This window comes from Actinoplanes derwentensis (assembly GCF_900104725.1).
GTDB classification, from domain to species: domain Bacteria; phylum Actinomycetota; class Actinomycetes; order Mycobacteriales; family Micromonosporaceae; genus Actinoplanes; species Actinoplanes derwentensis.
Window position 1 is genome coordinate 5,922,973 of sequence record NZ_LT629758.1, and the last position, 20,600, is coordinate 5,943,572.

Below are 20,600 nucleotides of genomic sequence, written 5' to 3' on the forward strand. Positions count from 1 at the left end.
TCGGTACGCTGGTGTGGTGACTGTTCGCGTACGCTTCGCCCCCTCTCCCACCGGCATGTTCCACGTCGGCGGCGCCCGCACGGCGCTGCAGAACTGGATCTACGCCCAGCAGCACGGCGGCGTCTTCGTGCTCCGGATCGAGGACACCGACGCGGCCCGTAACAAACCCGAATGGACCGAGGGCATCCTCGCCGCGCTCGACTGGATCGGCATCGAGCGCGGGTCGTACGAAGGCCCCTACTACCAGTCCTCGTACGCTGCCGACCACACCGCCGCGGCCACCCGGCTGTACGGCGAGGGCAAGGCGTACTACTGCGACTGCACCCGTGACGACGTGCTGGCCCGGTCCGGCAACAAGCACTCCGGTTACGACGGCTTCTGCCGGGACCGGGGGCTCGAGTCGGGCGAGGGCCGCGCGCTGCGGTTCCGCACGCCCGACGAGGGCGAGACCGTGGTGGTGGACCTGGTCCGTGGCAAGCCCACGTTCGAGAACAAGCTGATCGAGGACTTCGTCATCGCCCGCTCGGACGGTTCGGCGGTGTTCCTGCTGGCCAACGTGGTCGATGACATGAGCATGGGGATCAACCACGTGTTCCGCGCCGAGGAGCACCTGCCGAACACCCCGAAGCAGCAGCTGCTGTGGGAGGCCCTGGGCCACACCCCGCCGGTGTGGGGCCACGTGCCGGTGATCGTGAACGAGAAACGGCAGAAACTGTCGAAGCGGCGGGACAAGGTGGCCCTGGAGTCGTACCGGGACGAGGGTTATCTGGCCGCCGCCATGCGCAACTACCTGTTGCTGCTCGGCTGGGCGCCGTCCGGGGACCGCGAGATCGTCCCGTGGTCGGTGATCGAGGAGGAGTTCCACCTCGAAGAGGTCAACCACGCCCCCGCCTTCTTCGACGTGAAGAAGCTGCGGGCGTTCAACGGGGAGTACATCCGGGCCCTCTCGGTCAGCGAGTTCACCCAGGTCTGCGCGCCGTGGCTGACCGGCACCGAGACCATCCCGGCGCCGTCGTGGGACCCGGAGAAGTTCGACACCGAGGTCTTCGCCACCATCGCCCCGCTGGCTCAGACCCGGATCGCGGTGCTCGCCGAGATCGTGGAGAACGTCGACTTCCTCTTCCTCGACGAGCCGGTGCGAGATGAGACGTCGTGGGCGAAAGCGATGAAGGAGGGCGCGGCGGACATCCTGGACGGCGCGGCGGCCGCCTTCGGCGCGCTCCCGGACTGGACCGCGGAGTCTTTGAAGGCCGCACTCGAGGCGGTCGGCGAGGCGCGAGGTCTCAAATTGGGTAAGACCCAGGCGCCGGTACGGGTGGCGGTGACCGGTCGGACGATCGGGCTCCCGCTTTTCGAGTCTATCGAACTGCTCGGCCGGGACCGTACGCTGGCTAGGATCTCCGCAGCTCGCGCCCGCCTCTGAGTAGCTTTGCCGCTGTCGACGGCCCGCTGTTCATAGCCGGTCGTCGACGGCGGCGATGCGCTCCGTCACCAGGGTGACCACCGGTCCGCCGTTTGCGGGGGGTCGGTACTATTCGGCCGCTGATTCACGGCCGGTTCCGTCTTCACGGCCTTCTCTCACATGGTTCCCATTCACCCCGCCTCACATTGCGGGCGGGCCTGTGTCGGGGAAGTCTGGAGGCATGGGCGGTTTGCGCGGTTCCACCACCGGGCAGAGCAGCGACTTGTGTGGGTCCATCCACGGGCGGGGAGGTCGGATGGTGCGGGGGACGTTCCACAGGCTGGTGTCGGCGACTGCGGCTGCGGCCGTGGCTCTGGCGTTGTCGTTCGGGGCGGCTCCGGCCGCTCATGCAGCGCCGAAGGCGGCACCGAAGCCGACCGCGGTCTCGATTGCCGGCGCGGACGTCGCCGAGGCGATCGTGGTCCGGCAGGAGGATCGGCCGAAGCTTTTCCAGATGTTGATGAGTGAGGTCAACTGGCTGGCTACGGCGTCATCGTCGACCTCGTCGTCGACGTCGGCTCCGAAAGCGGCGAAGCTCGGCCCGAAGTACACGGTGACGCTCCTGGTGAAGGACGCACCGAATCAGGTCTACCACCTCTACCCGCTGGCCGCCGGTGGCCCGCGGGCACATCGCCCGGCCAAACAGCCGGGCGGCAAGAAGCCGGAGGGCTGGTTCTACGGCCGGCTCTCGATGCCGGAGGCGCTGCGACTCAGCGGCGCACCGGTGGACGGCAAGCCTGACGTCGTGAGCAACGGCATCGGCGGCGGCGTCGGGACCGATCTGGCCGCGGACGACGCCAACGCGATGACCGAGGTCACCCAGGCGTTCGGTGAGTTCCGGCAGTTGTTCCTGCTCAACGGAGCGATCCTGCTGGTCATCCTGACCGGGCTGGCCGGGATGGCGTTCCTCATCCGCCGGCGGGTCTGACACTCTCCGGCTGTTCGGCGTTCCGCGAGGGCGCCGCCGTGTTCTCGACCAGGCGGACCAGATCCTCCAGGTCGGCATCGAACTCGGCGGCGCCCTCAAGCGTTTCCGGGTTCGATCCGGGCAGGCCGCCGGTGACCTCACCGGTCGTGTAACCGAGCAGGAACGCGCAGATCAGCCGGGCAGTCCGGATCACTTCGGAGCCGGGCACCCCGGCGTCGGCGAGGATGCCCTGCAGTGCCCCGGCCAGCCAAGCCGCCGCCGGGCCGGCCGCCGAGCGGTTCAGCAGCAGCGGGAAGGCACTGGGGTGGGCGCGGGCCAGCGAGCGGACCGCCCGGCCGACCGCGCACAGGCGGTGCTGCCAGTCGATGTCCGCCGGATCGCCGCCCACGGCGACGCCCAGTTCCAGGTGCAGGAGGTCGACGAGGCCGTCGAGCAGTGCGTCCTTACCTCCGACGTACGGGTAGAGCGCCATCGAGGTGAGCCCGACCCGTTCCGCGACGGCCCGCATCGACATCGCCGCGAGCCCACGCTCGTCCACCAGAGCCAGCGCCTGATCGAGGATCTGCCGTCGTTTGTCATCCACCGACCCAACCAGACCAGTGCGACGGCCGTACGGGGGCGAAACGCGCCCGTAGCCACCCCGTACTCACCCGATCGGGGAGATGCCCGGCGCCGGCCCCACGTCTCGCCGCCGCCCGGCAGTGCGGGCCGGCCGACTCAGCACCAGCGACCCGGCGGACGGCCTCGGCCGGCGGCGCGGCGGCGCGGGCGGACCGCGCCGTGCAGGTGGGCGCCAGCCCAGCCCCGCAGGTCGGTACGGCAACCGACCCGTCCCATGCCGGTCTCGGCCACCGGCTCCTCGTCGGCCGGCGACACTGCCGGGTCGTCGACGGCGGGATCCCTGTCGGTACGCGCGAACGCGTCGTCCCGTTCCATCATCTCGCCTCCTCGATCCGTGCCCTCGGCACCGGCTTCCGGCACCGCTTCCTCATCGGCACCGCGTCGCCCGGTGTGAGGTCCTGTCTCGCGTCGCGCCACAGGACCCGTCCCCCGCCCGGACCGCCGTCCGACACCTTGCCAGGTCACCGACAGAAATCACGGGAGAGGCGCACCGCTACAGCGGGCAAATGTCATAAAAACCCCTAAATCGCTCGGCGTCCGGTGCTTTCTCTCCTGTCATCCGGATGCCGGACGGCCGCACCGGCGTGCAACCCTGAGCCCGTGGCAGACACCGACACCGGTCCGGCAGCGGCCGCCCGTCCGGACACCCCGGCCAAACCGCTGCTCCCGGGCACGCTACGCCGGATCGAGCGGCACGCTGGCGCCCTGGCCAGCTCGGCGGTGGCGCGGATGGACGAGACACTGCCGTGGTTCCGGGCACTCCCGGCCGATCAGCGGTCCTGGGTGATGCTCGTCGCACAAGCCGGCGTCCGGTCCCTGGTCGAGTGGCTCCGCTCCGGCGGCACGGTCGCGGCCAGCACCGAGATCTCCGACGAGGTGTTCGCCGCCGCGCCCCGGGCGCTGACCCGGGTCATCACGCTGACCCACACCGTGCAGCTGATCAAAGCGACGATCGACGTCGCCGAGGCCGAGGTACCCGGGTTCGCCGAAGACGGCGAGCACGAGGCGCTGATCCAGGCGATCCTGCGGTTCTCCCGGGAGATCGCCTTCTCGGCCGCCCGGGTCTACGCGCGGGCCGCCGAGTCCCGCGGCGCCTGGGACGCCCGCCTGCAGGCGCTGCTCGTGGACGCCCTGCTGCGCGGCGACTCCTCCGACGTGCTGGCCAGCCGGGCCGCCGCCCTGGGCTGGGCGGACGCACCCCCGGTCGCGGTCGTGGTGGGCCGTTCCCCCGGTGGCGACATCAGCGCGGTGCTGCACGCGGTCTACCGGGCCGCCCGCCGCTCCCGGCTCGAGGTGATCGGCGGGGTGCACGGTGACCGGCTGGTGGTGGTGATCGGCGGGGCCACCGACCCGGTCGCCGCCGCGACCGCGCTCGGCTCCGCGTTCGGCGAGGGCCCGGTCGTGGTCGGGCCCGCGGTCCCCTCACTGGACCAGGCCACCGAGTCGGCGCGCGCCGCCCTGGCCGGGTTCCGGGCGGCGCAGGCCTGGCCCGGGGCGCCGTCCCCGGTGGCCGCCGACGATCTGCTGCCCGAGCGGGTGCTCTCCGGTGACATGGACGCCCGGCGCCGGCTCCGGCACGACGTCTTCGGTGCGCTGACCCGGGCCGGGAGTGGACTGCTGGAGACCCTGGACGCCTTCTTCGCCTCGGGGGGCGTGCTGGAGAGCGCGGCCCGGGAGCTCTACGTCCATCCGAACACGGTCCGTTACCGTCTGCGCCGGGTCGCCGAGGTCACCGCGCTCTCCCCGCTGGACGGCCGGGACGCCTTCGCGCTGCGAATCGCCCTGACTGTGGGGCGCCTCGACCCGGCTACGTGAGCGGGATCTCTCACCATCCGCCACACCACCAGCCAGCATAAATGGTGCGTAAGTTACCCAAGTCCACACCTGTTTTGTAGGAAACCTACAACCCTGGTCGTAGGGTTTCGTCGTGCCCGGCTACCGCACAATGCCGTCTGATCCGGAAGAGTCGAGTCCGTGCTCGCCGTACTCTCGCCCGGCCAGGGCTCCCAGAAGCCCGGCTTCCTGACTCCCTGGCTCGACCTCCCCGGTACCGAGGCCCGCCTCACCGAGTGGTCCGCCCTCGCCGGCGTCGACCTGTTGCATCTCGGCACCCGTGCCGACGCCGAGGAGATCAAGGACACCGCCCGGACCCAGCCGCTGCTGGTCGCCGCCGCTCTGCTCGCGGCCGAACAGCTTCCGCTGGACGGTGTCGGCGTGATCGCCGGCCACAGTGTCGGCGAACTGGGCGCGGCCGCCGTCGCCAGAGTGTTCTCGGCCGAGTCCGCGATCACGCTCTCCGGGGTCCGCGGCCGGGAGATGGCCGCCGCCTGCGCCCTGGAGCCGACCGGGATGAGCGCCGTCCTCGGCGGCGACCCGGACGAGGTGGTCGCCACCATCGAGAAGCACGGGCTGGTCCCGGCCAACCGCAACGGCGCCGGACAGATCGTCGCCGCCGGTGCCCTTCCCGCACTGGCCGACTTCGCCGCCGCGCCCCCGGCCAAGGCCCGGGTCATCGCGCTGAAGGTGGCCGGCGCGTTCCACACGCCGTTCATGGCCCCCGCCGAGACCGCCCTCGCCGCCGTGGCGGCCGGGGTGACCGTGCAGGATCCGGCCCGCACCCTGCTGTCGAACCTGGACGGCACCGCCGTCAGCTCCGGCACCGAGATGCTGAGCCGCCTGATCCGCCAGGTCACCGCCCCGGTCCGGTGGGACCTCTGCATGTCCACCCTCAAGGACCTGGGTGTCACCGGCATCATCGAACTACCCCCGGCGGGCACCCTCGCGGGCCTGATCAAGCGGGAGCTCAAGGGCGACGGGGCACCCGAGATCGTCACCCTGAACACGCCCGACGACCTGCCCGCCGCCCGCGATCTGATCGCCCGCATCCAAGGAGAGACACGATGACCGCGGGATCCCGCATCGTCGCGATGGGCCACTATCAGCCCTCGCGTGTGGTCACCAACGACGACCTCGCCAACACCCTGGACACCAACGACGCGTGGATCCGGGACCGGGTCGGTATCGCCGAGCGTCGGATCGCGGGCAGCGAGTCGGTCGCCGACATGGCCGTCTTCGCCGCCGAGAAGGCACTCGCCACCTCCGGTATCGCCGCCGCCGACATCGACATGGTCGTCGTCGCGACGTGCTCGGCCGAAGACCGCTGCCCCAACGTGGCCACCGCGGTCGCGGCCCGGCTCGGTATCAAGGCCCCGGCCGCGTTCGACCTGAACACCGCCTGCTCCGGCTTCTCCTACGCGCTCGCCACCGTCGATCACGCGATCAAGGCCGGTGCCTCCCGCAACGCCCTGGTGATCGGCGCGGAGAAGCTCTCCGACGTGGTCGACTGGTCCGACCGCACCACCGCCGTGCTCTTCGCCGACGGCGCGGGCGCTGCGGTGGTCAGCGCGGTCGCCGAGGGTGAGGAGGCGCAGATCGGCCCGGTGCTGTGGGGTTCCGCGCCGGACAAGGGCGACGCCCTGACCATCGCGGGCTGGCGGCCGTACATCAAGCAGACCGGCCAGGTGGTGTTCCGCTGGGCCACCACCGAGCTTGCGCCGTTCGCGGCCGAGGTCTGCCGGCGGGCCGGCATCGAGCCGTCCGAGCTGGCCGCCTTCGTCCCGCACCAGGCCAACACCCGGATCATCGACGGCATCGTGAAGCGGCTCGGCCTGAGCCCGGACGCGATCGTCGCCAAGGACCTCGTCGAGTCGGGCAACACGTCCGCCGCGAGTGTCCCCCTGGCCCTGTCCAAGCTGATCGAGCGCCGCGAGGTGCCCTCCGGGGCGCCGGTGCTGCTCTTCGGCTTCGGCGGTGGCCTCACCTACGCCGGCCAGGTCATCCGCTGCCCCTGAGCAGCGGCTCTTTCTGGCTGACGACAATCCGCACCATAGAGAAGAGAGATTTTCACAATGGCAACTCGCGCAGAGATCACCTCCGGCCTCGGTGAAATCCTCGAGGAGGTCGCCGGGGTGAACCCGGACGACGTCGCCGAGGAGAAGTCCTTCACCGACGACCTGGACGTCGACTCGCTGTCCATGGTCGAGGTCGTGGTGGCCGCCGAGGAGAAGTTCGGCGTCAAGATCCCGGACAACGAGGTCCAGAACCTCAAGACCGTCGGCGACGCCGTCAACTACATCGAGGCGAACCACTGACATGAGCTACGTAGACGTCGTCGTCACCGGGCTCGGCGCGACGACCCCGCTCGGCGGGGACGTCGCGTCCACCTGGGACGCCATGCTCGCCGGCCGCTCCGGGGTGAGTCCTCTCACCCAGGAGTGGGCCGGTGAACTGCCGGTCCGGATCGCCGCCCAGCTCAAGGTGGATCCGTCCGAACTGATCGACCGGGTCAAGCTGCGCCGGATGGACCGGGCCGAGGCGATGGGCGTGATCGCGTCCCGCGAGGCCTGGGCCGACTCCGGACTGGCCGAATCCGGGTTCGACCCGGAGCGGCTGGCCGTCAGCTACGGCACCGGCATCGGCGGGGTGCTCACCACCCTCGGCCAGAACGCCATCCTGGAGAAGTCGGGACCGCGGCGGGTCAGCCCGCACACCGTGCCGATGCTGATGCCGAACGGCCCGGCGGCGTACATCGGCCTGGAACTCGGGGCCAAGGCTGGCGTCCGCGCCATGGCGAGCGCCTGTGCCACCGGCGCCGAAGCCGTCGCGCTGGCTTTCGACCTGATCCGGCTCGGCCGGGCCGACGTGGTCGTGGCCGGCAGCACCGAAGCGGTCGTGCACCCGCTGCCGATCGCCGGTTTCGCCTCGATGCGGGCCATGTCGACCCGCAACGACGACCCGCAGCGGGCGTCTCGCCCGTGGGACAAGAACCGGGACGGCTTCGTCCTCGGTGAGGGAGCCGGCACGCTCGTCCTGGAGCGGGCCGACCACGCCGCTGCCCGTGGCGCCCGGGTCTACGCGCGGATCGCCGGTGCGGGCATCACCTCCGACGGGTTCGACATCGTCCAGCCCGACCCGGAGTGCCGTGGCGGAATCCGCGCCATGCGGATGGCGATCCAGGACGCCGGCCTGACCGGCGCCGACATCCAGCACGTGAACGCGCACGCCACCTCGACCCCGGTCGGCGACATGGGCGAGATCAAGGGCATCCGGGAGGCCATCGGTGGTCACCCGATCCTGACCTCGACCAAGTCGATGTCCGGTCACCTGCTCGGTGCGGCCGGCGCGCTCGAGTCGATCGCCACCATCCTGGCCATCCGGGACAGTGTCATCCCTCCGACGATCAACCTCGACGATCCCGACGAGCGTCTCGACCTCGAGGTAGCGGCCCACAAGGCGCGTCCCGCCGAGCTTCAGGCGGCGATGAACAACTCGTTCGGCTTCGGCGGCCACAACGTGGCGCTGATCTTCACCAGGCCCTGATCCCCAGGTCTCCCCGGTCACGGTGCGCTTCGCACCCGAACTCGGCACGCAAGAAGCCACCCGGCCTTGCGTGCCGAGTCACGGTCCGAACCGCACCTCAAGTCGGCACGCAGAAGACCATTCGGCCTTGCGTCGGGGTGCGGGGTCGCCCGGCTCGATGAGAGCCGGGCTTTTGCTGTTCTGGCGGTGAGCAGCGCATTCGGCCCGGCGGTCGCGGGGCGGCCCGGTGTCCCGCGGACCTCGCGGGGTAGGCACGCGACTGTGCCTACCCGTACCGGAAAGGCTATTTGGCGCAAGCACTCCGGGGCAGGTTGCCGACCGCGATGGGTGACCGGCCGGACGCCTTCGCCTTGCCCGCGATGACGGCGGCGAGTGCGGTGAGTGAGAGTTTGCTGGAGGAGTACGTCGCGAGCAGGGTGGGTGTCTGCGCCTGGGCCAGCAGGCCCGGCGAGTCCATCATGACCGTGACGGCGGCCGCGTCGTCGAGGTCGACACGCTCGTCACCGTAACCGACCAACCGGACGACGGAGCCGCCGGACGTCTGGACTTGGACTCCCTCGGCCTGCAGCGCCTTGATCAGGTTGACCCGGGCCACCTCGCGGCTGGCCGGGGCGGTGACCGAGACCGGGCCGGTGACCAGTGCGCCGGTGCACGCGCCGCGGAGCACGGTCACCGCGGCGGCGTTGAGGGCGGTCACAGCCTGTGCGTGGGTCTGGGAGCCGACCACGGAGAGTTCCGGTTGCGGGGTCAACGCTGTGGTGAACTTCAGCGTCAGGATGCGGGTGACGGCCTCGGTGAGGCGTTCCCGCTTCAGCGAGCCGTCCTTCAGTCCGGCAAGGATGCCGTCGCGGGCGGCGGCGATGTCCGGCGGCATCAGGAGCATGTCGTTGCCGGCGTTGAGGGCCCGGACCGCGGCTTCCCCGGCGGGCCACTTCCTGGCCGGCGCCATGTTCATCGCGTCGGTGACGGCCACGCCGGTGAACTTGAGCTGACCGCGCAGCACGTCGGTCATGATCTTGTGGGAGAAGGTGGCGGCCACCCCCTTGTCGACCGACTGCAGGTTCAGGTGACCGGACATCACCAGGCCTGCGCCGGCCTTCACGCCGGCCTGGAACGGCGGCAGATCCTGGGTCTCCCACGTCTTGCGGTTCTGGCCGATCACCGGCAGTTCGTCGTGGCTGTCCGCGGTGGTGTGGCCGTGGCCCGGGAAGTGCTTGATCGCGGCGGCCACCCCGGCCGCCTGCAGACCGCGGACGGAAGCGGCGACCTGGTCGGCGTTGACCTTCGGGTCGCTGCCGAAGGAGCGGGAGCCGATCACTCCGCCGCCGCGCGTGTTGAGGGTGTCGGCAACCGGGGCGAAGTCGACGGTGACGCCCATCGCGGCGAGTTCCTCACCGGCGGCGCGCCAGGCCGCCTCGGTGAGCGCGGGCTGGCGGGCGGCGCCGAAGGCCATCGCGGCCGGCAGCATGGTGACGCCCTCGGTGACCCGGGTGACGACGCCGTACTCCTGGTCCATGCCGATCATCAGCGGGGCGGAGGCCGGCAGGTTCCGGGACGCCTCGTGCAGGCCGGCGGTGAGGGCGCGGACCTGCTTCGGGTTCTCCACGTTGGTGGTGGGGTTGGTCTTGCTGGTCGGGTCGTCGACGGTGAAGCCGACCAGAATCATGCCGCCTAGCTTGTACTTGGTGATCATCTCGGCCGGGGTGTTCACCCCGGCGAGCCCCTGGTTGGCCTTCGCGTTGTCGGTGTCGATCTCGGTCGCGGAGCTGCCGTACGCGTACGGCATCAGCACCTGTCCGGCCAGGTCCTCGTCGCTGAGCCGGGCCACGATCTCCGCCGCGCGGGCGGCCGGATCGGCGGTGGTCGACGGGGGCGGGGCACTGCCCGAGGCGTTTCCGGAATCCGGCACCGGAGCGGCGGCGCTCGGCGCGGTCGTCACCGGCGCCGGTTCGTCGCCACAACCCCCGAGGAGCAGAACCAGGGGTACGGCCAGCGCGCGCGACAGGTTTCTCACGATCGCCATCGAACCAGTTCACGGCAAACGTCGCTACTTGGACCCCGTCGTGTCCCGGACATGATTCAGGGCGATTTGCCCGGTCCGGACGAGCGGCCCCACGGAACGGCCGTCAGCCGATCCTGGTGAACACCGCCAGCCGACTCCGGTGAGCACGGTCAGCCGACCCTGGTGAGCAGGGTCACCGGTGCGCCGTCACCCGCGTAGCGGAACGGCTCCAGCTCGACGTCCCAAGCGGTGCCGAGCGCCTTCTCCAGCGCGTGCGACAGCGCCTCGGGCGCCCGGGCCGAGGACATGATGGCGCGCAGCCGGTCCTCGCCGATCTGGATGTCGCCCGACGCGCCCATGACCCCGTGGAACAGCCCGCGACCGGGAACGTGCATGAACCGCTCCCCGTCGACACCCGGACTGGGCTCCTCGGTAACCTCGAACCTGATCATGGGCCACTGTCGCAGGGCAGCAGCCAACTCGGCGCCAGTTCCGGCCCGGCCGGTCCAGCTGCACTCAGCTCGGCGCATGCTCGGATCGACCGGTTGCACGGTCCATTGCAGTTTGACCGGCGCGGTAAGGACGCGCGCGATCGCCCATTCGACGTGCTGGCACACGGCGAGTGGGGTCGAGTGGACGTATACGACGCCACACGTTGGCACGGTGACCTCCCGGAGACCGAGGTGCGTCTTCCCCTACGACCTCGACCGCGGTTGATCGTGTCCCATGATGCCGCGTGGTGCGGACGGTGCGCCAGGGAATCCGCAACATCGACTATGGGAGCAGCCGTAGTGGCATACCCTGCCCAACGCCGTTACCTGCTCTGACGGTATGGTTGACCGGCCGTCGTGTAGAGTTGCCACGGCCTTTTTATCTACTCTTCTCAGCTTTCTCCAAGGAGTACCGCCGTGGCGAGCAACACTTCAAAGACCGCCCGCGCATCAGTCCGCGCCGGCCAGGGCACCGGTGGAGCCCTCAGCGTGCTCGGTGAGTACAAGTACCTCATCCCGCTCGCCAACGGCCGCTTCGCGTACGTGCGCAACCTGACCAACGGCAAGACCGCGCACCTCAGGACCGACTCCGACGCCTTCGTCGAGGAGATCCGGATCCTGTCCGCGGCCGGTCACGGTTCGAAGATCCGCACCGAGCTGAACAGCCTGCACAGCACCAACCCGGAGCACGGGTGGGACACCACCGAGAAGCGCCTCGTGGACGCTGGCGTCTTCGAGGGCTGATCCACGCTTGTAAAAGGCACCGCCCCGGCTGATCGAGCCGGGGCGGTGCCTTTTTGCATGATCAGTGGATCAGGGCAGGAACTCGACCCAGCCGCTGTCCAGGTCGTAGACGGCGCCGACCACGTCCACCCGGCCGGCCGCGATCTCCTCGGCCAGGCCCGGCACGTTCCGCAGCCGCTCGACGGTCCGGCTCACGTTGATCCGGATCGCCTTCTCAGTCGCGTCCTCACCCTCGAGACCCGCCTCGCGTACCGCCGGGGCCAGTTCGTCGACCAGATAGCCGACGTAGCCCACGTCGCCGCCGACGGTGGCACCGGCCCGCAGCGCCTCGACCGTCGCGGTCACCGCCCCGCAGCGCTTGTGGCCGACCACCAGGACCAGGGAGACGCTCAGCTCGGCCACCGCGAAGTTGATCGAACCGATCAGGGAGCGGTCGAGCACGTGCGCGCCGGAACGGGCCACCGCGATCGCGCCGAACGACTGGTCGAAGATCGCCTCCAGGGGAACCCGGGAGTCGATACAGCCGAACACCAGCGAGTGGGGCTTCTGCTGATTAGCGGTGGCGGCCGCCTGGGTGACGTCGTGCCCGTACCGAGGGCTGCCGTGGACAAAACGTTTGTTACCCGCGATGAGTTCGCTCAAGGCGGCTGCGGGGGTGCTGACCTGTGCGTCGCGAGTGGCCGTCATGGTGGACATTTTCGCTGCCCGAGGCGTCCGGCGAAGTCACTGCGAGCTAACTCACTGTCCTGGCCGACATCCGGGGAGGATCGGTACGCCCGGAGCGGAAGTTCCGCCGAAACATGCTGGAAATATCAGCTCGTACGAGTGATGCTTATTACCCGCGGGTACTGCGGGGACCGTGAACCGCGCGGAGGTACCCATGATCACGCTCGCTGACGGCATCCGTCTGAACGTCTCCGTCTCCGGCCCCCAGGACGCCGCGGTCACCGTCGTGCTGTCGCACGGCTGGTGCCAGGACCGGCGGACCTGGCGGCATCAGATCGAGGCACTCAGCGGGATCGGGCGCAAGGCGCCACGCGTGATCGCGTACGACACCCGCGGCCACGGCCGGTCGAGCGCCACCGACCCGTCCTCGGCCACTCTCGCGCAGCTGGGTGACGACATGGCCGAGGTGATCCGCCACTACGCCCCCACCGGCCCGGTCGTGCTGGCCGGCCACTCGATGGGCGGCATGACGGTGATGGAGTACGCCCACCGCCACCGCGCCGAGTTCACCTCCCGGGTGGCCGGGCTGCTGCTGGTGTCGACCACCGCCGAGGGCCACGCCCACACCCGGTACGGCCTGCCCCCACAGCTGGCGACGGTGCTGCGCCTCGGCGAGACCCTGGGCGCCGGCCTGCTCGCCCGCTCCGGCGCCTGGCACCCGCACCGGGTGATCATGCCCGCGCTGCGGCCGGCCCTGCGCTGGCTGCTCTTCGGCGACGAGTGCGGCGAGGAGGCCATGCTCCTGACCATGCGAGCCCTGGGCCGGGCCCCGCTGAGTTCGATCGGCGGGTTCCGCGGTTCGATCGGCACCCAGCGGCGCCTGGACACCCTGGCCGAACTCGGGGACATGCCGGCCGCGGTGCTGGTCGGCGGACGAGATCGGCTGACCCCGCCGGCGTGCGCCGAGTCGATCGCGCGGGCGCTGCCGTGTGCCGAGATGACCGTGGTGCCCGGCGCCGGGCACATGCTGCCGCTGGAACAGCCGGAGGCGGTGTCCGCGGCGCTGCTGACCGTGGTCCGCCGGGTGGCGCGGCAGGCGAAGCGGGCCCGGCGACCGATCACGGACACCACCCGCTGCCAGAGGGCCGCGTAGTCGTTTCGTTTTCCGGGGAAATGCACACCTCGCGGTGATTCGAGGACGACCGTGAGACGTTCACGCGTCCGGGCGCGTTCGACGCGGGCGTGCGGGCAGGAGTAGGTTCGATTGCCCCCTTCGCGCGAGCGCGTTTGCGCGACTGGTGGTGCGCCACGAGAGGGAGAGCAACGGACTTGAGCGACACCACTGTCCTGCAGCAGGAGATCGCGGTCGAGCAGCAGCACGTGGACCGGGTGTATACCCGTCTCGCCGAGCTGCGCAAGAACGCGTCGCGTGCCGAGAAGGAGGGCTATCAGCTCGCCGGAGTCGGCACTTTCGGCGCGCTGGTGGAACGGGATGCGATGGTCTTCCACGCGGCCCGCCGCCGGCACGCCCTGGACACCGAATACGAGGGCCTGGTCTTCGGCCGCCTCGACCAGCTGGACGGGGCCACCCACTACGTCGGCCGGATGGGTATCCGCGACGACGGCTCCAAGCCGCTGGTCGTGGACTGGCGGGCACCGGCGGCCGCGGCGTTCTACCGGGCCACCCCCGCCGAGCCGCTCGGCGTGATCCGCCGCCGGATGATCCAGTCGAGCCGGGAGAAGGTCACCGGCATCGAGGACGACCTGCTCGATCCGGAGGCGGCCCCGGAGGGCATGCGCGTCGTCGGCGACGGCGCCCTGCTGGCGAGTCTGGCCAAGGCGACCGGTCGCGGCATGCGCGACATCGTCTCCACCATCCAGCGCGAGCAGGACGACGCGATCCGGTCCCCCGCCGGAGGTGTGACCATCGTCACCGGCGGCCCCGGGACCGGCAAGACCGCGGTGGCCCTGCACCGGGCGGCCTACCTGCTGTACTCGGACCGGTCCCGGTTCGCCGGCGGCGGCATCCTGGTGATCGGCCCGTCCGGCGTGTTCGTCGAGTACATCGCGACCGTCCTCCCGTCACTCGGCGAGGACACCGCGACCCTGCGCTCGCTCGGCTCGATGGTGCCCGCCTGGGACTCGTCCCGGGTCGACACCGGCGAGGTCGCCTCGATCAAGGGCTCGCTGCGGATGCGCCGGGTCCTGGAGCGCGCCTCGCACGACACCGTGCCGGGCGCGCCCACCGAACTGAAGCTGCTCTACCGGGGCACCCTGCTGCGGCTGACCGCACAGGACCTGGAGCAGATCCGGCGGCGGGTGCTGCAGCGCGGGGCCCGGCGCAACGAGGTCCGCGGGCACGGCTTCGACCGGGTCTTCGACGTGCTGTGGGCGCAGGCCCGGGAGGCGAAACTCAGCGGGCTGCCGGAGAAGAAGGAGTTCGAGTCCGAGCTGGCCGACCGCAACGACTTCCGGGAGTTCCTGAAGGCCTGGTGGCCCCGGTTCACCCCGATGCGGGTGCTGCGCTGGCTGGCCGATCCGAGGCGGCTCCGGGCGTACGCGAACGGGGTCCTGTCCCGCGATGAGATCACCGCGCTGCAGGGCTCGTTCGACGCCCTGGAGACCGAGGGGCCGACGATCGCCGACGTGGCGCTGCTGGACGAGCTGGACGAGCTGATGGGCCGGCCCCGCAAGCCGCAGAAGAGGTCGAAGAACCCGTTCCACGTGCGGGACGGGGTCCAGGAGGTCAGCACGTTCGCCGACCGGCAGGCGGCGGCCCGCACCCAGGGGCTGCAGCGCGAGGACGACTACCGGGAGTACGCCCACATCGTCGTCGACGAGTCGCAGGACGTGTCGCCGATGCAGTGGCGGATGGTCGGCCGGCGGGGCGCCTACGCCTCCTGGACGATCGTCGGCGATCCGGCGCAGACCGCCTGGTCCGGTGACCCGGAGGAGCTGGACCGGGCCCGGGAGCGGGCGCTGGGCACCCGCAAGCGCAACAGTTACGCGCTCACCACGAACTACCGGAACTCGTCGGAGATCTTCGAGGTGGCGGCGCGGGTGATCCGCACGATCATGCCGGATCTGCCGCTGCCGTCCGCGGTGCGCAGCACCGGTGTGGCCCCGGCCGACGTGGTGGCCACGGTGGCCGGCCTGCCGGAGACGGTCCGGGAGCTGACCGAGAAGCAGCTCGCCGAGGTCGACGGGACGATCGGCGTGATCATGCCGGTGCCCCGGCAGGCCGAGGTGGCCGGCTGGGTGGCCGGGCTGCCGGAGCGGGTCCAGGTGGTGACCGCACTGGAGGCCAAGGGCATGGAGTACGACGCGGTGGTCCTGGTCGAGCCGGCGCAGATCGCGACCGACCCGGCCGGGGTCCGCACCCTGTACGTCGCCCTGTCCCGGGCGACGCAGCGGCTCACCACGGTGGGTACGAAACCCGGCTGGCTGCCGAAGGACTAGGGGATCGGCACGGAGACCGCGTCGTACGTGGTCTCCGGTGTCGGTGTGGTGGTGAAGCGGGCGTTCGGCAGGTAGAAGCGCTTGCCGTACTCGGCGATCGTGGTCGGCACGTCGAACGCCGGGTCGGTGGTCACGCCGGTCAGCGTGCCGGCCGTCCCGGACCGGTTCAGCTCGATCTCGGCGATCTGGTTGAGCCGGTTCTGCACCACGTACAGGGTCCGGCCCCGGAGCCAGAGCCCGTCGCCGTTGGTGAGCAGGGTGTCGCCCAGGTCGACCCGGGTGGTGACGCCGGACGGGGTGACCCGGAAGAGGAAGCCGGTCCCGGACTGGACGATCAGCAGGCCCCGGCCGTCCGGCGTGGCGCTGACGCCGTTGGCGTTGATCACTCCGGCCTGGAGCTGGATGTCGCCGGTGAGCGGCACCTCCACCGCCGCGGCGGGCAGTCCGAGCGGCACCTTGAACAGGGTCAGACTGCGTGAGTCGGTGAACCACGCGGCCCCGCGGGTGATGACCACGTCGTTGATGAAGGTGTCCGGCCCGGCCGGCCGGAATCGGTAGGACTTCACCACGGCCCCGGTGCGCAGGTCGATCACCCGGGCGTCACCGCCGGCACCACCGGCCACGAAGAGACGGCCACGGTGGATCTTGAGGCCCAGCGAGGCGGTGCCGGGGCCTTCGGTGAGGACGGCGCCCGCACCGGTGCGCAGATCCGCGCGATAGATGTCGCCGTCGGCACGGGACCCGAAGTAGGCGAACGGCTTGTCACCGATCGCGATGCCCTCCGGCTGGAAACCGCTCGGCAGGGTGATTGTGGCCGGCCGCGCGCCGGCCGGCGCCGCGACGGCGGGTGCGGCGGTTACGGTCACCGCCAGGACGGTGAGACAGACAGCGTTCGCAAGGGTACGGGATAGCACTAAACTTCCTTTCCATTGCATAACGGGACGCCAGAATCTCCCACCGTACCCAGTCACCGATGGCAATGTCCGCATAGTCCGGCGGCGGCCCGGCGGGCGAGGAGAAGGTGGACCACATGGGAGCCGGCCACGACCACGGGACACGATCCTTCCTCGACGGCGGCGGCGCCGGGGGTCGGCGGCTCTGGTGGGCGGCCGGCCTGCTGACCCTGTTCATGCTGGTAGAGGCGGTCACCGCGGTCGCCACCGGGTCGCTCGCGCTGCTCTCCGACGCGGGTCACATGTTCACCGACGTGCTGGCGATCGGGATGACCCTGGCGGCGATCACTGCCGCGCACCGGGCCGGCACCGACTCCGGCCGCACCTACGGGCTGTACCGGCTCGAGGTGCTGGCGGCGCTGGCCAACGCGGCCCTGCTCACCGGGGTCGCCGGGTTCGTGCTGGTGCAGGCGGTGCGGCGGTTCACCGATCCGCCGCACGTGCCGGCCGGGTGGATGCTGCTGGTCGCGGTCGGCGGCCTGATGGTGAACCTGATCGCGTTCGCGCTGCTGCGGTCCGGGGCGAAGGAGAACATCGGGGTGCGCGGGGCGTACCTGGAGGTGCTCGGGGACATGCTCGGATCGGCCGGGGTCATCCTGGCGGCGCTGATCATCTGGGGCACCGGGTGGGCGTATGCGGACCCGATCGTCGCCGTCCTGGTCGCCCTGATGATCCTGCCGCGGACGTTCGCGCTGGGCCGCTCGGCGGTCCGCATCCTGGTCCAGGCCGCGCCGGAGCACGTGGACGTGGCCGAGGTGCGGGAGCGGCTGGCCGCTGTGCCCGGTGTCGCCGATGTGCACGATCTGCACGTCTGGACGCTCACCGAGGGGATGGACGTGGCTTCCGCGCATCTGAGCCTGGATCCGCGCGCCGAGCTGGGCACGGTCCTGTCGGTGGCCCGGGAGGCCCTGCACGAGGACTTCCACATCGATCACGCCACGCTTCAGCTGGAGCCGGCCGGCGCGGGGCGGCAGTGCACTCCTACTAGCTGGTGAGGCTGTAAACGTCATCTGTACTTTTTGCGATCAGCCACGCCGGATGCGAGAAAAGATAACAATGCGAACATGAGTGACGGGCGTGTCATGGTCTTTGCTCCGGCCCCACAGCTGACGGTGACCATCGAGCAACACCACGACGAACCGGAGCTGCACGTGCATCCGGGCGGTCAGGGCATCTGGCAGACGCGGATGATCACGGTGCTGGGTGCGAAGGTGACGCTCTGCACGGCAGCCGGTGGCGAGGTGGGACGGGTGCTGAGCCCGCTTCTCAGCGAACTGCCGGGCGTGACCCTGCGCCTGGTGAACCGGGAGCACGGCAGCGGCTGGTACGTACACGACCGGCGGGGCGGCAGCCGGCAGGAGATCGCCGAGCGGCCCGGCACGCCGCTGTCCCGGCACGAACTGGACGAGTTGTACAACCTGACCCTCGCCGAGGGGTTACGGGCCGGTATTGCGATCCTGAGCGGCCCGGCGCATCCTTCGGTCATCAAACCCGAGGTGTACGGACGGCTCGCCGCCGATCTGCGGGCGAACGGCTGTCAGGTCATCGCCGACCTGTGCAGCAATCATCTCGCCGCGGTCATGGAGTCCGGCATCTCGGTGCTGAAGATCAGCCACGAGGAGCTGATCGCCGACGGGAAGGCTACGGACGGCAGCACCGGATCGCTGATCAAGGCACTGGTCCAGCTGCACGAGAACGGTGCCGAGACGGTGCTGGTCTCCCGGGCCGACATGGGGGCGCTGGCGTTGTTCGACAACGAGATCTACTCGGTGGCGCTGCCCCGGCTCACTCCGGCCGAGCATCGCGGGGCCGGCGACTCGATGACGGCCGGGGTCGCCGCCACCCTGGCCAACGGCGGTGCGATGGACGAGGCGGTACGGACCGGCGCGGCGGCCGGTGCGCTGAACGTCACCCGGCACGGGCTGGGCACCGGCCATGTGGACGCGGTCCGGGTCCTGACCGAACGGGTCCGGTTGACCCCGATTGGAAAGGCATGATGACCCCCACCACAACGGGCGATCACCCCCGAATGCGCATCCTCATCACGAACGACGACGGTATCGAGTCCCCCGGCATCCGCTGGCTGGCCCGGACGGTGGCCCACGCGGGGTACGACGTGGTGGTGGCCGCGCCACTGAGCGAGTCGAGCGGCGCCAGCGCCTCGATGACCGCCGTCGTCAAGGACGGCAAGATCGTCTCCGAGCCGCGGGAACTGGCCGGCTGCCGCAACATCCCGACCTTCGGGGTGGCCGCCTCGCCCGCCTACATCGTGCTGCTGGCCCTGCGGGACGCCTTCGGCCCGGCTCCCGACCTGATCGTCTCCGGCATCAACCGGGGCGCCAACGCCGGGGCGGCAGTGGTGCACTCCGGGACCGTCGGCGCCTGCCTGACCGGCGCCCATGCCGGCCTGCACGGGCTCGCCGTCTCGCTGGACGTGCTCACCCCGGCCTCGGCCAGCGCCTCCAGCGGGGGCGCCGCCATCGCGGCCCTGGACGCCCTGGACGACGAGCAGCACCACTGGGTCAGCGGCGCCGACCTGGCGGTCCGCCTGATCCCGGCGCTGCTGCACACCCCACCCGGCACCGTTTTCAACCTGAACGTCCCGGATCTGCACGTCGACGGGATCCGCGGGCTGCGACAGGCGCATCTGGCCCGGTTCGGCCAGGTGCAGATGAGCATCGCCGAAGCGGGTGACGGATATGTCCGGACCGCGGTGCAGGCCGCCGAGGAGACCCTCGAGGAGGGCAGCGACCTGGCCGCCCTCGCCGAGAACTTCGCGGTGGTCACCCCGATCCGGGCGCCCCACGAGGACACCGAGGTCCGGATCAACGTGGGCGCGATCCGGGTGCAGAGCCCGGCGATCTAGCGCCGTCAGGCGGTGACCGACTCCTCGAACGGCTGCGGATTGCCGAAGAGGCCGAGCAGTCCGGTGACCCAGAGCTGACGGTGCGCGAACCGGCTCGGCCGGGTGACGACCAGCTTGACGTCACTGACCCCGGCGAGCTGGAAGGCCGCCACGAGGGCACTGATGCCGACCGAGTCGATGAAGGTCACCGACTGCATGTTGAGCTCGATACGGGTGGGACAGCCGGAGGTCAGTTGAGCTTGCACTGCTTCCCGGATCTCGTACGCGTTCTCGACATCGATCTCGCCTCGCGGTGAGACCTCCACCGCGCCGTCGGCGAGCGTCGACGTCGTTATCGACAGCGTCACGCCACTTCCCTCCACCCACCCGGCAGATCCGGGCTGTTTCCTCTTGACTACGCGAGCGGCAGGCCGCCTGCCCCCTGTCGGAGCTGACGGGAACCGCCCCCGGAAGGTTCGGTGAAACTGACCGAAAGGTTAGGTCCCGAACCTGTCAGCCACCTGAGTGGCCTGTGTGAACCTGGTCAACAGTACTGCGGCGCGTCAAATCGTTTTCGAAACGTGATGGCGTCCACAGCGGACGTTTGCGGGGACCGTGGCGGGGAACTCTACTCGGGAAGACCGCGATGCTGGGAGGTTGCCGAAGATGTTCGCACGGAGGAACCGGACCGAGAAGACCGCCGACGAAGCCTGGGAGCACCTGTCCCACGCCTGGACGGCCGCCGGGGACAGTGCCGGCCGGGCCGGTGAGCGGGTGACATCGGTCACCGACGAGGCGCTGGCTCGCGCCGGAGCGGCCGCCGACGCCCTGGCCGGCCGAAGCCCGGCCCGCCCCTGGGGACTGATCGCCGTCGTCGCGCTGGCCGGAGTCGCCGCGGGCTGGGCGATCGCCAGTGCGGCCCGGGCCGCACTGGAACGCCAGGCCGAGGAAGAGGAGGCTGAACTGGCCGAGACAGCGGTGGTGGTCACTCCCACCTACGATGACCACTGATAATCAGTGGTCAGCTCACGCATCCTCGCCGATCTCCCA

At 70.5% G+C, this 20,600-nt stretch carries 21 protein-coding genes; 14 read left to right on the plus strand and 7 right to left on the minus strand.

Annotated elements, in window-relative coordinates; translation table 11 throughout:
- The first annotated feature begins 16 nt into the window (after positions 1-16).
- Both gltX and BLU81_RS26055 read left to right on the plus strand, forming a co-directional pair.
- On the plus strand, positions 17-1,423 hold the full coding sequence (gene gltX, locus BLU81_RS26050; protein ID WP_092557636.1) for a glutamate--tRNA ligase: 1,407 nt from the start codon (positions 17-19) through the stop codon (positions 1,421-1,423).
- 295 nt (positions 1,424-1,718) lie between these two features.
- On the plus strand, positions 1,719-2,390 hold the full coding sequence (locus tag BLU81_RS26055; protein WP_231953510.1) for a hypothetical protein: 672 nt from the start codon (positions 1,719-1,721) through the stop codon (positions 2,388-2,390).
- On the opposite strand, the gene BLU81_RS26060 is transcribed toward BLU81_RS26055, so the two are convergent.
- Entirely contained in the window at positions 2,371-2,973 is a 603-nt protein-coding gene (locus BLU81_RS26060; RefSeq protein WP_092547085.1) for a TetR/AcrR family transcriptional regulator, read from the minus strand. The genes BLU81_RS26055 and BLU81_RS26060 overlap by 20 nt on opposite strands.
- Before the next feature lie 134 nt (positions 2,974-3,107).
- Positions 3,108-3,329, minus strand: coding sequence for a hypothetical protein (locus BLU81_RS26065; RefSeq protein WP_092557640.1), 222 nt, complete (start codon positions 3,327-3,329; stop codon positions 3,108-3,110).
- A gap of 207 nt (positions 3,330-3,536) precedes the next feature.
- On the opposite strand from BLU81_RS26065, the gene BLU81_RS26070 reads away from it, so the two are divergent.
- The 5 genes from BLU81_RS26070 to fabF all read left to right on the plus strand — a co-directional run bounded on the left by BLU81_RS26070 (position 3,537) and on the right by fabF (position 8,390).
- The gene (locus BLU81_RS26070) at positions 3,537-4,826 is read left to right on the plus strand and encodes a PucR family transcriptional regulator (protein ID WP_373873296.1); all 1,290 of its coding nucleotides are present in this window, start codon (positions 3,537-3,539) and stop codon (positions 4,824-4,826) included.
- A gap of 159 nt (positions 4,827-4,985) precedes the next feature.
- Positions 4,986-5,915, plus strand: a complete 930-nt coding sequence (locus tag BLU81_RS26075) for an ACP S-malonyltransferase (RefSeq protein WP_092547086.1) — start codon at positions 4,986-4,988, stop codon at positions 5,913-5,915.
- Positions 5,912-6,862, plus strand: coding sequence for a beta-ketoacyl-ACP synthase III (locus tag BLU81_RS26080; protein WP_092547087.1), 951 nt, complete (start codon positions 5,912-5,914; stop codon positions 6,860-6,862). The genes BLU81_RS26075 and BLU81_RS26080 overlap by 4 nt, the downstream gene beginning before the upstream one ends.
- A gap of 57 nt (positions 6,863-6,919) precedes the next feature.
- Positions 6,920-7,162, plus strand: a complete 243-nt coding sequence (locus BLU81_RS26085; protein ID WP_092547088.1) for an acyl carrier protein — start codon at positions 6,920-6,922, stop codon at positions 7,160-7,162.
- 1 nt (position 7,163) lies between these two features.
- Positions 7,164-8,390: a beta-ketoacyl-ACP synthase II gene (gene fabF, locus BLU81_RS26090; protein WP_092547089.1), complete on the plus strand. Its 1,227-nt coding sequence runs from the start codon at positions 7,164-7,166 to the stop codon at positions 8,388-8,390.
- Between the two features lie 283 nt (positions 8,391-8,673).
- On the opposite strand, the gene BLU81_RS26095 is transcribed toward fabF, so the two are convergent.
- Positions 8,674-10,413, minus strand: a complete 1,740-nt coding sequence (locus BLU81_RS26095; RefSeq protein WP_092547090.1) for a glycoside hydrolase family 3 protein — start codon at positions 10,411-10,413, stop codon at positions 8,674-8,676.
- A gap of 149 nt (positions 10,414-10,562) precedes the next feature.
- Positions 10,563-11,054: a DUF3145 domain-containing protein gene (locus BLU81_RS26100; protein WP_092547091.1), complete on the minus strand. Its 492-nt coding sequence runs from the start codon at positions 11,052-11,054 to the stop codon at positions 10,563-10,565.
- Between the two features lie 246 nt (positions 11,055-11,300).
- Between BLU81_RS26100 and BLU81_RS26105 the strand changes: the two genes are divergently transcribed.
- Positions 11,301-11,627 (plus strand): hypothetical protein, encoded by a 327-nt coding sequence (locus tag BLU81_RS26105; RefSeq protein WP_092547092.1) that lies wholly within the window; start codon positions 11,301-11,303, stop codon positions 11,625-11,627.
- Positions 11,628-11,696: 69 nt separating this feature from the next.
- Here the strand turns inward: BLU81_RS26105 and BLU81_RS26110 are convergent, their stop codons facing one another.
- Complete coding sequence (locus BLU81_RS26110; RefSeq protein WP_092557644.1) at positions 11,697-12,314, minus strand: carbonic anhydrase; 618 nt, start codon at positions 12,312-12,314, stop codon at positions 11,697-11,699.
- Positions 12,315-12,507: 193 nt separating this feature from the next.
- On the opposite strand from BLU81_RS26110, the gene BLU81_RS26115 reads away from it, so the two are divergent.
- Both BLU81_RS26115 and BLU81_RS26120 read left to right on the plus strand, forming a co-directional pair.
- Positions 12,508-13,446: an alpha/beta fold hydrolase gene (locus BLU81_RS26115; protein WP_092547093.1), complete on the plus strand. Its 939-nt coding sequence runs from the start codon at positions 12,508-12,510 to the stop codon at positions 13,444-13,446.
- A 176-nt stretch (positions 13,447-13,622) separates the two neighbouring features.
- Positions 13,623-15,752 (plus strand): HelD family protein, encoded by a 2,130-nt coding sequence (locus BLU81_RS26120; protein WP_092547094.1) that lies wholly within the window; start codon positions 13,623-13,625, stop codon positions 15,750-15,752.
- On the opposite strand, the gene BLU81_RS26125 is transcribed toward BLU81_RS26120, so the two are convergent.
- A complete protein-coding gene (locus BLU81_RS26125) occupies positions 15,749-16,618 on the minus strand; it encodes an SMP-30/gluconolactonase/LRE family protein (RefSeq protein ID WP_231953511.1) in 870 nt (289 codons plus the stop codon). The two genes, BLU81_RS26120 and BLU81_RS26125, sit on opposite strands and share 4 nt — an antisense overlap.
- A 164-nt stretch (positions 16,619-16,782) precedes the next feature.
- Here BLU81_RS26125 and BLU81_RS26130 point away from each other — a divergent pair, with 164 nt between their 5' ends.
- The 3 genes from BLU81_RS26130 to surE all read left to right on the plus strand — a co-directional run bounded on the left by BLU81_RS26130 (position 16,783) and on the right by surE (position 19,571).
- The gene (locus BLU81_RS26130; protein ID WP_092547096.1) at positions 16,783-17,700 is read left to right on the plus strand and encodes a cation diffusion facilitator family transporter; all 918 of its coding nucleotides are present in this window, start codon (positions 16,783-16,785) and stop codon (positions 17,698-17,700) included.
- Between the two features lie 69 nt (positions 17,701-17,769).
- Positions 17,770-18,702, plus strand: a complete 933-nt coding sequence (locus BLU81_RS26135; protein ID WP_231953512.1) for a PfkB family carbohydrate kinase — start codon at positions 17,770-17,772, stop codon at positions 18,700-18,702.
- A 32-nt stretch (positions 18,703-18,734) separates the two neighbouring features.
- Entirely contained in the window at positions 18,735-19,571 is an 837-nt protein-coding gene (gene surE / locus BLU81_RS26140; RefSeq protein WP_092547097.1) for a 5'/3'-nucleotidase SurE, read from the plus strand.
- A gap of 5 nt (positions 19,572-19,576) precedes the next feature.
- Here the strand turns inward: surE and BLU81_RS26145 are convergent, their stop codons facing one another.
- Positions 19,577-19,918 (minus strand): STAS domain-containing protein, encoded by a 342-nt coding sequence (locus BLU81_RS26145; protein ID WP_092547098.1) that lies wholly within the window; start codon positions 19,916-19,918, stop codon positions 19,577-19,579.
- Positions 19,919-20,216: 298 nt separating this feature from the next.
- On the opposite strand from BLU81_RS26145, the gene BLU81_RS26150 reads away from it, so the two are divergent.
- Positions 20,217-20,561 (plus strand): hypothetical protein, encoded by a 345-nt coding sequence (locus BLU81_RS26150; protein ID WP_092547099.1) that lies wholly within the window; start codon positions 20,217-20,219, stop codon positions 20,559-20,561.
- The last annotated feature ends 39 nt before the right edge of the window (positions 20,562-20,600 follow it).